Raw genomic sequence first — 14,486 nt, forward strand, 5'->3', positions numbered from 1 at the left:
CTTACGAAGCCAGTTTTTGCTACGCAAAACTTAGCGTAAGCTTACGAAGCCAGTTTTGCTATGCAAAACTCTTAGGAGGGTTAACCAACCATGCTTCACTTTTTGTTAAGACGTGGGGCGCTAATCGTCCCGACCTTGTTCGGCGTCACGGTGATCGTGTTCCTGATGCTGCAGATCGTTCCGGGAGATCCGGTCAACAGCATCCTGCCGCCGGATGCGTCGCAGGTCGACCGGCAAAAAATAATCGAGCAATTAGGGCTGAACAAGCCGCTTTACATTCAATATTTCGACTGGCTGCTGCACGTCATGCATGGTGATTTCGGAAGATCGATCATCAAGCGGATAGCCGTAAACGAGCTGCTGTTCGAAGGCTTGCGGAATACGTTGATTTTATCGGCAGCCGCCGGCGTCCTGTCCTTCGGACTCAGTATAGTAATCGGGGTGTACAGCGCGTACAGGCCGAAATCGTGGATCGCTTCGCTGGCGAATATTATCGGCTTGACAGGTGTCACGATTCCGAATTTTTGGGCGGCGCTCATATTGGTCGGAGTGTTCTCGGTCATGCTGGGTTGGCTGCCGTCGTCAGGCATGAGCCGGATAGGCGGAGGCGATGCGCTTGATGTGATGTACCATCTGATTCTGCCATCCATTGCAGCCGGAATGACGACGCTCGGCATCATGACGCGAATGGTAAGGAGCACCGTATACGATATTTTGCAGCAGGATTTCGTTACTACGCTCAGAGCGAAAGGAGCGGGTTCGTATACGGTGCTGCTCCATGTGCTGAAAAACGGCGCGCCGACGATTTTGACCGTAGCCGGTTTGCAGTTCGGTTATTTGCTGGGAGGCTCGGTGCTGGTCGAAACCGTATTTTCATGGCCGGGTGTCGGCTCGTTGATTTACCAGGCGATCAGCCAGCGGGATTTTCCGGTCATCCAAGCGGGCGTTCTTGTTATCGCGGTTCTGTTTGTCTGCTTAAATCTGATCGTGGACATGATTCATGGGATGATCGATCCAAGGGTCAGGCATACGGCCTAGGGAGGTGACGCAAACGATGATCCAATCGAATACGGGCGCAGCCGCCAAAAAAACGTTATTCGTGATCAAACCAAGAGAAGAATCGCAGCTGCTCATGTTTTGGGAAGCCTTTTACCGCAACAAGGTTGCCTTTATTTCGCTTATCATTCTGCTGTTCATTATCGTGTCCAGCATCTTTGCGCCGATCATCGCTCCATATGATCCTTTGGCCGGCAAAGTGACGGATCGCCTGCTTCCGCTCGGTACGACCGGTCACTTTCTGGGAACGGACGAACAAGGGCGCGACATTTGGACGAGAATTTTATACGGCGGCCGGCTCAGCTTGTTTGCGGGAATTATGCCTGTGCTCATTGCGGCTTGCATCGGCGGGTTTCTGGGCGTGACGGCCGGTTACTTCGGCGGGTTGTTGAATACGCTCATTATGCGGACGCTCGACATCTTTTACTCGTTTCCGGCCGTGCTGCTGGCAGTAGGCATTTCCTCCGCGCTGGGCCAGGGGATCGATAATATCATCATCGCGATTTCGATCGTCTTCATCCCGCCGGTAGCGCGGATTGCCGAATCGGCTGTGAAGGGGGTGAGAACGGAGGAGTTCATCGAAGCGGCCAAATCGAGCGGGGCCGGCTCCTTTACGATTATCCGCTACCACATTGTGATGAATATTTTCAGTAAAGTGTTCGTTTACAGCACGACACAGATCAGCATCAGCCTCGTCCTCGCTTCCGGCCTAAGCTTCCTCGGGCTCGGGGTATCGCCACCGGCTGCCGAATGGGGCATTATGCTGAACAATCTGAAGCAGCAAATTTTCATCAATCCGATGGTTACGGTCATTCCCGGATTTTTCATCTTTCTTAGCGCGCTGACGATCAATCTGGTGTCCGACGGACTGAGGGATGCTTTGGAAGCGAAGAAATAAGCAAAGGAGTGTCGCCTAGTGGAACCGATCCTGGAAGTTGCAGCGTTAAGCAAATCGTTTCCGGTCAAAGGATTATGGGGAAAGGCTAAGGGAGAGGTGTCTGCGGTCAAGGAAGTTTCGTTCGCGCTGAAGGAGCAAGGGACGCTCGGCATCGTCGGGGAATCCGGCTGCGGCAAATCGACGCTGGCCCGCCTGATTTTGCGGCTGATCGAGCCCGACTTGGGCGAGGTGCGATTTCGGGGACAAAATATCGTAGGGCTGAAGGAAAACGAAATGCGGAAAATCCGGCAAAACATGCAAATGGTGTTCCAAAATCCGTACTCCTCGTTGAACCCGAAAATGACCATTTTGGATAATGTCGCCTTTAACCTGTGGGTGAACGGGGCATCGAAGCAGGAAGCGAGAAAACAGGCGCACAGCTATCTGGATGCGGTTGGCTTGCCCAAGTCGTATGCCGGACGGTACCCGCACAGCTTGAGCGGCGGACAGCGGCAGCGGGTGGCGATCGCGCGGGCGCTTATTGTCGAGCCGGACATTTTGATCGCCGACGAGGCGGTGTCAGCGCTTGATAAATCGGTGCAGGCGCAGGTGTTAAACCTGTTCCAGGATTTGAAAAAGCAATTTTCGCTGTCGCTCCTGTTTATATCCCACGATCTGAATGTCGTCGAGTATATGAGCGACGAGGTCATGGTCATGTACCTCGGTACGGTGGTGGAGAAAGGGCCTGCGGACCGGCTGTATTCGAACCCGTACCATCCGTATACGCAAGCTTTATTGAACTCGGCTCCTTCGATGGAGGTCGGCGTCACGACGCTGAACAAGCACACCCCGATTGCGGGGGAGCTGCCGAGTCCGCTTCACCCTCCGTCCGGCTGCCGCTTCCGCACACGCTGCAAATTTGCCGAGGAACGCTGCACGCACAACGTACCGCGGACAACCGAGGTCGGACAGGGGCATCAGGTCGCCTGCCTATTGTACGAAACCGGCCATGAGGCCCGGGTCGTTTCATAAATTTTAATTATCGGGAGGTAATGAAGGATGAACCAACATTTGGATCCACGGGAATCCGCATTGATTATCGTTGACGTGCAAAATGATTTTTGCCATGAGGAAGGGGCTTGCGCCTCAATGGGCAGAGATGTTTCGGGGGCCCAGGCGATTGTTCCGGCTATCGAAGCATTAATAGGCGAGGCAAGACGGCAGGACATCCCGGTCGTGTTTATCCAGATGACGCAGTCGGAGCATACCGTATCCGAGGCATGGGCAAAGCGTCCGCGCCCTTCGGGACATACGGACCCGCTCGCCATATGCCGGAAGGGCAGCTGGGGGGCTGAATTTTACAAGCTCGTTCCGCAGCCCGGAGACATCATCGTCGAAAAGCACCGGTACAGCGCATTTATCGGGACGGAGCTGGACATGATTCTCGGCAATTTGAACCGCAAATCGCTCATCATTACCGGCGTGGCGACCAACGTCTGCGTAGAATCGACGGCCCGGGACGGATTTATGCTCGATTATCATGTTACGGTAGTCAAGGACGGCTCCGCCGGCTACAGCCAGGAGCTGCATGAATCGACTTTCCAAAACATCGAGGCCTGCTTCGGGCTCGCGCTTCACTCCTCCGAGGTGCTCGAGTATTGGGCCGCTGCAGCCAAGCTGCCGGCCTAACCGTGCCGGGCGATAGGCGCCCACGCTTGTTTGGGAGACGGGTGTGTATCTTACGGACGCGAGAGCCGTTATCCGATTACGACTTTATCGGGTTAAGACCCCCACCTCTAAGGTGGGCCTTGAATCAGATGGGGTAGAGTCCCCATCTGATTCCCCATTTTAATATCGAAAGGATGCTGTGAATCTTATGAATCTTATGGAGCCTATGGAAGCCGAAACGTTGAAACGGTTAACGGAACAATGGAACGGACGCACGCTTTATCCGGAGCTGGAAGGCTGTTTTGCCCAATATGCGAAGGACTTGCACACGATGATGGACGGTGTCTTGAAAGCATCCCGCAGCTTTCCGCTGGATTTGGAGCCTGCACCGATCTTTACGCCGGAGGTCCGATAAGATGGAGATGACAGAGTGGCTTACGATAGCCGAAGCAGGGCGGCAGATCCGAAGCAGGCAGCTGTCCCCCGTCGAGCTGTTCCGCTATTGTATGGAACGGATTCACAGGTACGAAGCGAAGCTCAATACGTTCATTACCGTTCTGGAGGATGCCGCGCAAAAGCAGGCCGAGCAGGCGGAGCGGGATATAATGGCCGGCAATTACAGGGGACCGCTGCATGGCATTCCGATATCGCTGAAAGATATTATCGCATATGCCGGTTGTCCCATGACGAACGGCTCCAGAATCGCCCCGGAATATACGCCGACCGCTCATGCGACCGTTGCGCAAAAATTGGTCGATGCCGGAACCGTCATGATGGGAAAGGCCCATTTGAACGAATACGCGTTTAAAGCGCCTCACCCCCATTACGGCTGGACCCGAAATCCGTGGGACACGGAATCGATTCCCGGCGGCTCCAGCTCGGGATCGGGGTCTGCGGTGCAGGCGGCGCTCGTACTGTGTTCGATCGGTACGGATACCGGCGGCTCAATCCGCAACCCGGCGAGCTACTGCGGCGTCGTCGGCTTGAAGCCGACCTATGGTCTTGTAAGCCGATACGGCGTCAGCCCGTTATCATGGACGCTCGACCATATCGGCCCCTTGACGCGAACTTGCGAGGACGCCGCGCTGATGCTCGGCGCGATGGCCGGGTATGACGAGAACGACGATGGCTCCTGCGCCGCCCCGAATTGGAGCGAGTCGTCATTCGTCAAAACGGATTCCTTGCGGGGCAAAAAAATCGGCGTTCCGTCCAGTTACTTCTACGACAATTTGGCGCCGGACGTCGAAGCTGCAGTCCGCCGGGCATTAAACGATTTGGAGACATTGGGTGCGGAACTGATTCCGGTTGCGATCGAGTCGATGGATGAGCTGCTGGGCGCCCACAGGATTATATTAAACACAGAGGCTTACGCTTACCATCACAACAATCTGCAAGAGCAGCCCGAAGGCTATGGGCCGAAGCTGCGGCTGTCGTTTGAATTGGGTCAATATTTTACGGCGGAAGCATACATAGGAGCACAGAGACTGAGAACCCGTATGCGCGACCAATTCAGCGGCATTTTCGCCAAGGTGGATGCGCTCGTCACTCCGACGACGCCTACCGCAGCGAAAAAAATCAAGCAGTACGAAAATGAGACGTCGCTTGCCATGCAGAGCATGACCTCGACGGCGAACTTTCTGGGGCTGCCTGCTTTGTCGCTCCCATGCGGGTTTACATCGGAGGGCTTGCCGGTCGGCCTGCAGCTGATGGGGCGGCCGTTCGGCGAAGGGGACATTCTGACGATCGGACATTGTTACGAGCAGTATGCCGCCTTGTACAAGAAGCTGCCCGATGAAACGCATTGGGTCGCGTAGACCGGGTAAACCGATCAAACCGGACAGTGTAATGACGAAGAGGCTGTCCCAAAGATCATTTTTGGATTTTCATCCCCCCACTCTGATATGAATTTGCATGTAAAAGCCGCTTCCATCCCCACTTATGTAGTGGCATGGAGGCGGCTTTGCATTTTTTGGGGACCGTATCACCAGTTGATACCGTGGCGGAGAACGCGTCCAAGGATGAGTAGACAGTACAGACGATTGTTAAAAAGCTTCATCCGGGCCGAGGGGGTAGCGATGTACTTGAATCGGCTAACCGCAGCGCAAGCGGTAATCGGGATCAAACGACTTCATTTGTTCAGCAGCACAGATTTTCACGGTCGACTTGCGAAATAATTTAGGAGGTGCGCCAATTCGGTCGCCGCTTTTATTTAGTATGATGAAAACAGAAGAAGGCGCTTCATAACAACTGAATAAAGGTGGAAACGAATATGACATTAAGCGGCAAAAGGCAACGCGGAATTATCGATTGCGACGTACATCCTTACCCGGCTCATCTGGACGAGATCCGGCATTATTTGCGGGAGCCCTGGAAAAGCAGGTATAAAGGCGGCGGCCGGGGCATGTACGATAACCCGGTCAATAACGGAAGGATGGATGCCAGAACCCCGAGCGGAGGACCTGCAGGCTCCGATCCGGCTTATTTAAGGGAACATCATATCGATCTGTACGGGATCGAGCGGGCGATTTTGCTGCCCCGCGCCTTTTGCAATCTGTATCCCGATCCGGATTTCGCCACGGCCGTAGCTGCGGCATTCAACGATTGGCTTGCCGACAACTGGCTTGACCGTAACAACGAGGATAGCTTGTTTAAGGGCTCGATTACGATCGCTCATCAGGATCCGGCGGCTGCGGCCAAAGAAATCGAGCGATGGGCCGGGCATCCGCATTTCGTACAGGTCATGACCGATTCGGGGGCGAGAGCGCCATTCGGGCAGCGCCAATATTATCCGATTTACGAAGCGTGCGCGAAGCATGGCTTTCCCTTGGCGATCCATCCGGGCACGGACGGCGTCGGGATCAACATCCAGGCGACCCCCGGCTATCCGACCCATTTTATCGAATGGCATACGCTGCTGTGCACCAGCTTTATGTCGCATCTGGTCAGCTTTCTCACCGAAGGCGTCTTTGAACGGTTTCCCGAATTCAGGGTTGTGCTTGTCGAGGGCGGCGTTTCGTGGCTGCCGGGATTGATGTGGCGGCTGGATCAAAACTACAAGGCGCTGCGTTACGAAGTCCCGTGGCTGAAAAAGCTGCCGAGCGCTTATTTGAACGACCACGTGCGATTCGCTTCTCAGCCAATCGAACGTCCGAGCAACGACCAGCATTTGCTGCAAATTATGGAGATGATCGACGCCAAAACCATTCTGATGTTTGCGAGCGATTACCCGCATTTCGACTTCGACTCGCCCAAATATGCGTTTCCGAAGCTGCCCGAGGAGCTGCATCAGCGAATATTTAATGAAAATGCGCGTTCATTTTACAACTTATAAAAGGGAAGGATACCGGTTATGGGCAGACATGTGATTGCGAAAGCTGCGGAAATGCCAAAGGGCGCCAGAAAAATCGTTCAGCTCGAAGGGAGGTCGGTCGGCGTATTCAATGTGCATGGCAGCTACTATGCGATGAAAAATAGTTGCCCGCATCAAAACGCTCCGCTGTGCGTCGGCACAGTGACGGGGATGACCATGCCCTGCGAGCCGGGGCAGTACGTGTACGGCCGCGAGGGCGAAATCGTCCGATGCCCGTGGCATGGCTGGGAATTTGACATTACGTCCGGCAAATCGATTTTCGACCCTCATCAGTGTTATGTCAAAACATATGAGGTTGCGGTTGAAGCGGTTGAAACCGTAGCGGAGCCGGAGCCGCCGAGCGTCGAAACGTACCCCGTGAAGGTGGAGTCCGGCTGGGTTGTCGTTTATATATAAGCGATGTAAGCGCAAATGCGGGGCTGTGCCGGAAGCCGCGGTTGTTTTTTCAGCCCCTCGCTCTGAATGAATTTGGATGTGCAAAGCCGCCGCCATCCCCACTTATAGTGGCGTTGGCGGCGGCTTTGCACATTATGGGGGACTGTTTCAAAGGTCGATACCCATTTGGACCGCGCCCTTATGCCCGGGGCTATCCGCTTATTTTCAACCGTTTACAGATGAGCAGAAATTTGTAAACAAGCGCATCGTTAAATTTTTTCGGGTCCAGCTCGATGGTCTCGGACAGTTTCTCCAGCCGGTAAAGCAGCGTATTACGGTGCAGATGAAGCTTGTCGGCGGCTTCCTTCGTGTTCAGGTTCGATTCCAGGAATACTTCCAACGTCTCCTCCATCTCCGGATTCAAATGCTGTATAAATTCATAATGGCTGGTGAACTGCTCCCTGAGCTCTGCGGGGATGCTGTCGATCAGACTGATCAGCCCCCAATCGTCGATGTGGGCGCAGCGCGTGTCTTTATCGAGCTTCATCAGCAACCGCATGCTTTGCAGCGCTTGAAAGTAGGAGGTGCGCAAGCCTTTCATCCCGGCTTCCCGCCTGCCGATGCCGATATAAGCCTGCAATCCCGACAGCGCCAGGCTGCAGTGCAGCTGCTCGGCCAGCTTGCGCTCGGCATACGGATGGATGCCTTTCACATGAGCGCATAAAAACAGCAGACGTTCGCCCGTGAAGGAAACGATGGTATCCTGCTCCGTTTCCAGCTTGATTTTGCCGATAGCCTTTCGTTTCAATTCGTCGGTCCGGGGCTGCGAGACGATCTCATGAATGTGGATCAAAAATACGGTCCGCTGCTGGGCTGGATTGATATCGAGAGAAAGCGCCAGCTTCCCGAGCTTCTCCGGATCGAAATGATACGGATTGATCAAATCGGCCACGAACGAATCGACCGCTTCCTGTTTATAATTGAGGACCGCCTGCACGGCCAGCTGTCCCAAGGTCGCTTCGAGACTGATTTTCAATACTCGCAGCAGCTGATGCTTGAGCTGCGCGTTGTCGGCTATGCCATCCATGCCGATTGCCCCGACGACATGCCCTTCGTGCTCGACGAGCAAAAACAGCCGGTCGGGCGCTACCCGGTCCTCGCCGGCGGCAAGCGCTGTAACAGCGCTTTCATGAACCCGGTTGTGCTGATCCGGGCAGGGCGATGCGACGATGAGTCCTGTTTCGTCCGTTATGTAAGTCCTGCTGTCAATGGATGCTGAGAATTGATTAAGAAAAGGAGAAGCAATTTGGGCCGTCAATTTCATAACGCTCCATCAACCTCCAACGGGATCGTCTATTGACTATAATCGCGGGTCGATTATAATTAGTAACAAAAACGTTTTTGGAACCACTTTATTATAACACATATATATGAATCAACAAGATGGAGATGAGAAAATGTCTATACGGGAAATCGCGCAAAAGGCAGGCGTGTCCGTCTCGACCGTATCGCGGGCGTTGAACGGCTATTCGGATGTCAGCATGGAAACGAGAAAGCGGGTCATGGAGGTGGCCCGGGAGTTCAATTATTTTCCGAATGCGATAGCCCGCGGATTGGTGCTGCGGAAAACGCATATGATCGGCCTGTTTTTCGGCGACCGGATCAATTCCGGCTTCGATGACCCGATGTACCAGGAAGTTATTTCGGCCATTCGCATCGAGGCCGGGAAATCGGGTAGGGACCTGCTTATTTTCGCCAATTCAAACAAGGAATTGTCGACCTACACCTCGCTCAGCAAAGAACGCGGCGTCGACGGCGTGTTTCTGATCCTGAACCGGGAGGAGAAGCTGAAGAAGGATCAGATCCGCGAGCTGGAGAAATCGGGCATTCCTTGCGTGAGCATCAATTTTCAACTGCAGGGCGACCGCTGCACCTATGTCGAGTCCAACAACTACCAAGGCACGAAGGATGCCGTCACCCATTTAATCCGGCTCGGGCATAAGCGGATCGCATTCATCGGCGGGGACATCTACGGGAAAGCCGGAGTCGACCGGTTGAACGGATATAAGGATGCGCTGCTGGAGGCCGGACTTGCGTACGACGAGCGGCTGGTCGAATTTTGCTACTTCACGAACAAAGGGGCGCGGGATGCGGCGATCAAGCTCCAGGAGCGGGCGGATAATATTACGGGAATATTCGTAGCGAGCGACCGAATGGCCGTGATCGTGATCGATACGCTGCGGGAACGAGGCTTGTTCGTGCCGTCGGACATCTCGGTCGTCGGCTTCGACGATATCGCGGTGGCGGAAAGGTCGAATCCGGCGCTGACGACCGTTAGGCAGCAAAGATACGAGATGGGAAGGCTCGCGACGGAATTTTTAAACCGGATGATCGACGATCCGGACTGCAGGCCGGAGCCGACAACGCTGCAATGCGAGCTCGTCATCCGCAATTCCACAGCCAGCATCCGGGTTTGATCCGGACGCCGGCTTTTATTTTGATTCATTACAAAAACGTTTTTGTGCAGCGGAACAAAATGTTGTCGGCGGTTGCGCCAATTTTTAGTTCATATTTCTAATGTATTGAAAAAGCAAAAGTTGTTTAATGAAGTTGCAAGCAAACAGAAGGCTTTATAAAGCAGGCGAAAGGGTGGTCGAATGAAAGGTGCGGCTTATAAATGCAAGCGATTTCATATTAAAAGGAGGGGAACGGAATGAACAAACGAGCTATGGCTTTATGTGCGTCGATTGTTATGCTCTTGACCGCATGCAGCTCGACGCCTGCGGCTACGTCCACGACGAATTCGGGCGATAAGCAGCAGCCTGCCGAGGCAAAGGCCGATCCGAATAAAAAGGTGACGATCAAGTATTCTTTTTGGGGAGATACCGATACGAAAAATTTGCATATCGCGGTCATCGACGAATTTATGAAGCGGAATCCGAACATTACGGTCGAGCCGGTCTATATTCCCGCCGATTATTTGACGAAAATTCAAACCTCGTTTACGGGCGGCACCCAGCCGGACCTGATTAATTTTACGGCCAACGACCTGATCTCCTTCGCCGCATCCGGCGTGCTGGAGCCGCAGACGAAATGGATCAAGCAGGAGTGGGATAAGGAAAATTTCGGCGACATTTTCGAACGGCTGATGAAAGCGCTGGAATATAACGGCGAGCAGTGGGCGCTTCCGAGAAACTCGGCGGGCCGGACGCTGTTTTACAACAAGCGGATTTTTGACGAAGCCGGCGTCAAATATCCGGACAGCTCGTGGACATGGGATACGCTGATCGAGCAGGGAAAGAAGCTGACGAACAACAGCACCGATCCGAACAAGAAAATATATGCGATCGGCTTTCAGGGCGAAGTCTCCGACATCAGCGCCAGCTACATATGGCAGGCCGGGGGCGACTATTTGAGCCCGGACGGAAAAAAGTTCATTTTCAATTCCAATGAAAGCAAGCAGGCGCTGAAATATTTGCACGACCTGATTTATGTGCATAAAATAGCGCCGAATCCGAGCAATTATACGAACGCGGTGCCGTCGGCGATGTTTTTGAATGAGAAGGTCGCGATGCACTACGACGCGGGTTCGTTTATCGCAACGATGCAAAAGGCGAAATTCCCATGGGATATCGCGCTGTTCCCCGAAGGACCCAAAGGGCGCGACGGAGCGCTGTCTCCGACCGGACTGGCGATCCCGAAAGCGAGCAAGAACAAGGAAGCGGCCTGGCAGCTGGCCAAATTCATCAACGGCCCCGTCGGACAGGAAATATTGATCAGCACCGGATTTTCCGCCCCGGTACGCAAATCGATTCTGAACGACGAGAAAAAATATTTGCCGCCCGATAAGTTTAAGGTGAATCGCAAGGTTGCGCTGGAGGCATATACGGATCATGCTCGGGTCAAACCGAACCATCCGGCCTGGGTGCAGATGGATACGATCATCAAAAAATATTTGGGCCTCTATTTCCTTGATCCGAACGGGAAGCTGGACGATGCGATGAAGCAAATCGACAATGAGGTCAATCCTGTATTGGCGAAATAACGAATAGGCATAAAACGACTACGGATGCCCGGGAGGTGCAGCATGGCGAGGAGATTTTGGTTAGGCGATACGATGGTGGCGTATTATTTTTTGCTGCCGGCAGTGATCGGTTTTGCGATCTTTACCGCCATCCCTTTGATAGCTTCCCTCTGTATTTCGTTCTACGACTGGAATACGCTGTCCGATCCGAAATATATCGGCTTGGGAAACTATTTGAAAATTTTTACGAACGATCCGATCTTCATGACGGCATTAAAAAACACGTTCTGGTATGCGGTCGGCGTCGTCCCCTTCAGCATTGCGCTGGGCTTGGGGGCGGCGCTGCTGCTCAACCAGCAAATCATCGGCATCGCGTTCTGGAGAACGATCTATTTCATGCCGGTCATGACTTCGACAGTCGCAATTTCGCTCGTCTGGAAATGGCTGTATAACCCGGAGGTCGGCTTGATCAACGTCCTGCTGCGGGAAATCGGGGTGCAGGAGCCCCCGACATGGCTGACCAGCGTGACCTGGGCGCTGCCCTCGATCATTATCGTCACAATCTGGAAAACGATCGGCTACAACATGGTCATCTTTTTGGCGGGGCTGCAAAATATAGCGAAAGATTTGTACGAGGCGGCCGAAATCGACGGCTCCGGCAAATGGAACGGGTTCTGGTATATTACGCTCCCATTGCTGCGGCCGACGACGTTCTTTATTACAGTCATCTCGGTCATCCACTCGTTCCAGGTGTTCGGCTATGCGCTCGTCATGACCGAGGGCGGACCGGGCGTCGCGACCAACACGCTAGTGCTGTACATTTATCAGCAGGGCTTTAAATTTTTCAATATGGGCTACGCTTCGGCTATTGCCTGGGTGCTGTTCATCATTCTTCTGGTGTTCACGCTGATCCAAACCTATGTCAATCATAGAAGGGAGGCGGCGAACGCATGAACGCCGATCTGTCTGCGACCGGAGTTGTCGCCAGCGGCTTGAAGAAGTCGAGCATGGAGCGGATTACGCATTTCATTACGTATGTCATCCTCCTTTTTTTCTCGGGAATAATGGTGCTGCCGTTTATTTGGATGGTCTCGTCATCGCTGAAAAATTTGGAGGAAGTTTCGGAAATCCCGATCCGCTGGATACCGGAAACGTTCCGTTTCCATAATTATGTCGAAGTGTTTCAAAGCATCCCGATGGCCCGGTTTATGTTCAACTCGCTGTTCGTTTCGGTCTCGGTCATGATCCTGTCGCTGTTCGTTTCCTCGATGGCGGCCTACGCGTTCGCCAGAATGGATTTTAAAGGGAAAAATATATTGTTTATGTCGTTCTTAACGACGTTAATGATCCCGCAGCAGGTAACGATGATTCCGAACTTCCTGATTATGAAATATTTGGGCTGGCTCAATTCGTACAGCGCGTTAATTTTTCCCAGCGTGTTTACGGCGTTCGGCGTCTTTATGCTGCGGCAGTTTTTTCTGTCGATTCCGAAGGAGCTGGAGGAGGCTGCGAGAATTGACGGGTGCAGCCGCTTCCGCATTTATTGGAACATTATGATTCCGTTGGCGCAGCCGGCGTTTGTGACGTTAGGCATTTTCATTTTCCTCGGCGAATGGAACTCCTTTCTGTGGCCGCTGATCGTGATCGATTCCATCGAGTTTCAGCCGATCCAGGTCGGGCTTCGTTCCTTTCAAGGCGAGTTCATGACACATTGGCACTTGATGATGGCCGGGGCGTTTATTGCCGAAGCGCCGGTTCTGATCTTTTATATGTTTTGTCAAAAATATATTATCCAAGGTATCGCGACTTCCGGCATTAAAGGATAGCTGCTGTCGAATACCGCTACTTCATTCGGGAGGTTAGGGAAATGAAAATTACTGGACTGGAAGCGATTATTTTATATTCGGAAGTGAAAAATCCGGTTAAGGACGCGCTGCACACGTATGATGCGGGTACGACGGTCGTGACCAAGCTGCTTACCGACGAGGGGATTACGGGCTATGCCTCGAGCTATTTCGGCCGGGGCAAAGCGACGGCCTCCGTGCTAAAGGTGCTGCTGGAGCAGGAATTGGCGCCGCAGCTGATCGGCGAAGATCCGTTGTTTACGAAGCGCATCCGCAAAAAATTGTGGGGTGTCGCGGACTATCACGGCGTCGAAGGCTTGGCGCATTTCGGCATTTCGGCAATCGACATTGCGCTGTGGGATATCGTGGGCAAATCGGTCGGGCTGCCGGTGGCCAAAGTTTTGGGCGGCGTCCGCGATCGGGTACCCGCTTATGCGATGGCCGGGTGGTATTTTGACACGGAGAAGGAATATATCGAGAAATGCATCGCGACCGCGGAGGAAGGGTTTAAGGCGATCAAGCTGAAGGTCGGCCGCTATTCGCTGGAAAACGACGTTCAGCGCATTAAAGCGGCGCAGCGGGAGCTGGGCGAGCATTTCACCTTTCTGGTGGACGCGAACCAGGGGTTTGATGAAAGGGAAGCGATTCGCCGGGGGAGAGCGTACGAGCAGCTTGGCATCCGCTGGCTGGAGGAGCCGCTCATTCCGCAGCAGAAAGAAAATCACGCGCGGCTCGTGCAGGCGCTCGATATCCCGATTGCGATCGGCGAAAATTATTATGCCAAGCATCAATTTTACGATGCGGTGCAGGCCGGAGCGGCGTCCATTTACCAGCTGGACAACCGCAGAGCGGGCGGGCCGACGGAATGGATGGAAATCGGTGCTATAACCGATGCGGCCGGCCTTCAGCTGGCCAGCCACGGCGGCGGTCCGGCCAACGTGAATATGCTCTGCGCCATTCCGAATGCGATCTTCCTGGAGACAGGCAGCCTGAAGAAAGAAAACCATATGCTGAAAACGCAGTTGACCATGGTCGACGGGGAAGTGCTGCTGCCGGATACGCCCGGAATGGGTACCGATGTGAATGAAGATTATATTCGGGCGCACCGGGTAGACGGATAGCTCCCGGAAATAAAGAATGCCTAGACGCGTGGTGAATAAATCGCGAAGAGGGCGGAATCGTTCTGGAGAAGCGTAAGTGAAACGCCTTTGTCCCCGGATTTCTACCGCTAGCGCGGTATACATTCAAGAAATCCGGGGACAACAGCGATCG

The 14,486-nt window shown here is 53.6% G+C and carries 14 protein-coding genes; 13 read left to right on the forward strand and 1 reads right to left on the reverse strand.

Translation table 11 applies throughout. The annotated features are described in order from the left end of the window. The first annotated feature begins 90 nt into the window (after window positions 1–90). The 8 genes from E1757_RS29415 to E1757_RS29450 all read left to right on the forward strand — a co-directional run bounded on the left by E1757_RS29415 (window position 91) and on the right by E1757_RS29450 (window position 7,367). On the forward strand, window positions 91–1,038 hold the full coding sequence (locus E1757_RS29415; protein ID WP_133234999.1) for an ABC transporter permease: 948 nt from the start codon (window positions 91–93) through the stop codon (window positions 1,036–1,038). A gap of 16 nt (window positions 1,039–1,054) precedes the next feature. Beyond that, window positions 1,055–1,954 (forward strand): ABC transporter permease, encoded by a 900-nt coding sequence (locus tag E1757_RS29420; protein WP_133235001.1) that lies wholly within the window; start codon window positions 1,055–1,057, stop codon window positions 1,952–1,954. Window positions 1,955–1,972: 18 nt separating this feature from the next. Then, entirely contained in the window at window positions 1,973–2,965 is a 993-nt protein-coding gene (locus E1757_RS29425; protein ID WP_133235003.1) for an ABC transporter ATP-binding protein, read from the forward strand. A 27-nt stretch (window positions 2,966–2,992) separates the two neighbouring features. Continuing rightward, complete coding sequence (locus E1757_RS29430) at window positions 2,993–3,622, forward strand: cysteine hydrolase family protein (protein WP_133235005.1); 630 nt, start codon at window positions 2,993–2,995, stop codon at window positions 3,620–3,622. 187 nt (window positions 3,623–3,809) lie between these two features. Further along, the gene (locus tag E1757_RS29435; RefSeq protein WP_133235007.1) at window positions 3,810–4,016 is read left to right on the forward strand and encodes a hypothetical protein; all 207 of its coding nucleotides are present in this window, start codon (window positions 3,810–3,812) and stop codon (window positions 4,014–4,016) included. A gap of 1 nt (window position 4,017) precedes the next feature. Continuing rightward, complete coding sequence (locus E1757_RS29440) at window positions 4,018–5,415, forward strand: amidase (RefSeq protein WP_133235009.1); 1,398 nt, start codon at window positions 4,018–4,020, stop codon at window positions 5,413–5,415. Window positions 5,416–5,870: 455 nt separating this feature from the next. Beyond that, window positions 5,871–6,932, forward strand: coding sequence for an amidohydrolase family protein (locus E1757_RS29445; RefSeq protein ID WP_133235011.1), 1,062 nt, complete (start codon window positions 5,871–5,873; stop codon window positions 6,930–6,932). A gap of 18 nt (window positions 6,933–6,950) precedes the next feature. Beyond that, complete coding sequence (locus E1757_RS29450) at window positions 6,951–7,367, forward strand: Rieske (2Fe-2S) protein (RefSeq protein WP_133235013.1); 417 nt, start codon at window positions 6,951–6,953, stop codon at window positions 7,365–7,367. A gap of 190 nt (window positions 7,368–7,557) precedes the next feature. Here the strand turns inward: E1757_RS29450 and E1757_RS29455 are convergent, their stop codons facing one another. Next, on the reverse strand, window positions 7,558–8,670 hold the full coding sequence (locus E1757_RS29455) for a PucR family transcriptional regulator (RefSeq protein WP_133235015.1): 1,113 nt from the start codon (window positions 8,668–8,670) through the stop codon (window positions 7,558–7,560). A gap of 133 nt (window positions 8,671–8,803) precedes the next feature. On the opposite strand from E1757_RS29455, the gene E1757_RS29460 reads away from it, so the two are divergent. From E1757_RS29460 to E1757_RS29480, 5 genes are all read left to right on the forward strand, one after another. Next, window positions 8,804–9,823: a LacI family DNA-binding transcriptional regulator gene (locus E1757_RS29460; protein ID WP_165972344.1), complete on the forward strand. Its 1,020-nt coding sequence runs from the start codon at window positions 8,804–8,806 to the stop codon at window positions 9,821–9,823. 236 nt (window positions 9,824–10,059) lie between these two features. Further along, window positions 10,060–11,391 (forward strand): ABC transporter substrate-binding protein, encoded by a 1,332-nt coding sequence (locus E1757_RS29465; RefSeq protein WP_133235019.1) that lies wholly within the window; start codon window positions 10,060–10,062, stop codon window positions 11,389–11,391. A 42-nt stretch (window positions 11,392–11,433) separates the two neighbouring features. Continuing rightward, window positions 11,434–12,324, forward strand: a complete 891-nt coding sequence (locus tag E1757_RS29470) for a carbohydrate ABC transporter permease (RefSeq protein WP_220446552.1) — start codon at window positions 11,434–11,436, stop codon at window positions 12,322–12,324. Continuing rightward, a complete protein-coding gene (locus E1757_RS29475) occupies window positions 12,321–13,196 on the forward strand; it encodes a carbohydrate ABC transporter permease (RefSeq protein WP_246079631.1) in 876 nt (291 codons plus the stop codon). Before E1757_RS29470 ends, E1757_RS29475 begins: the two co-directional genes overlap by 4 nt. Before the next feature lie 41 nt (window positions 13,197–13,237). Continuing rightward, window positions 13,238–14,335 (forward strand): mandelate racemase/muconate lactonizing enzyme family protein, encoded by a 1,098-nt coding sequence (locus tag E1757_RS29480; protein WP_133235023.1) that lies wholly within the window; start codon window positions 13,238–13,240, stop codon window positions 14,333–14,335. Window positions 14,336–14,486: the final 151 nt, after the last annotated feature.

It is taken from the genome of Paenibacillus piri, from assembly GCF_004354045.1.
Classification (GTDB): Bacteria; Bacillota; Bacilli; order Paenibacillales; family NBRC-103111; genus Paenibacillus_S; species Paenibacillus_S piri.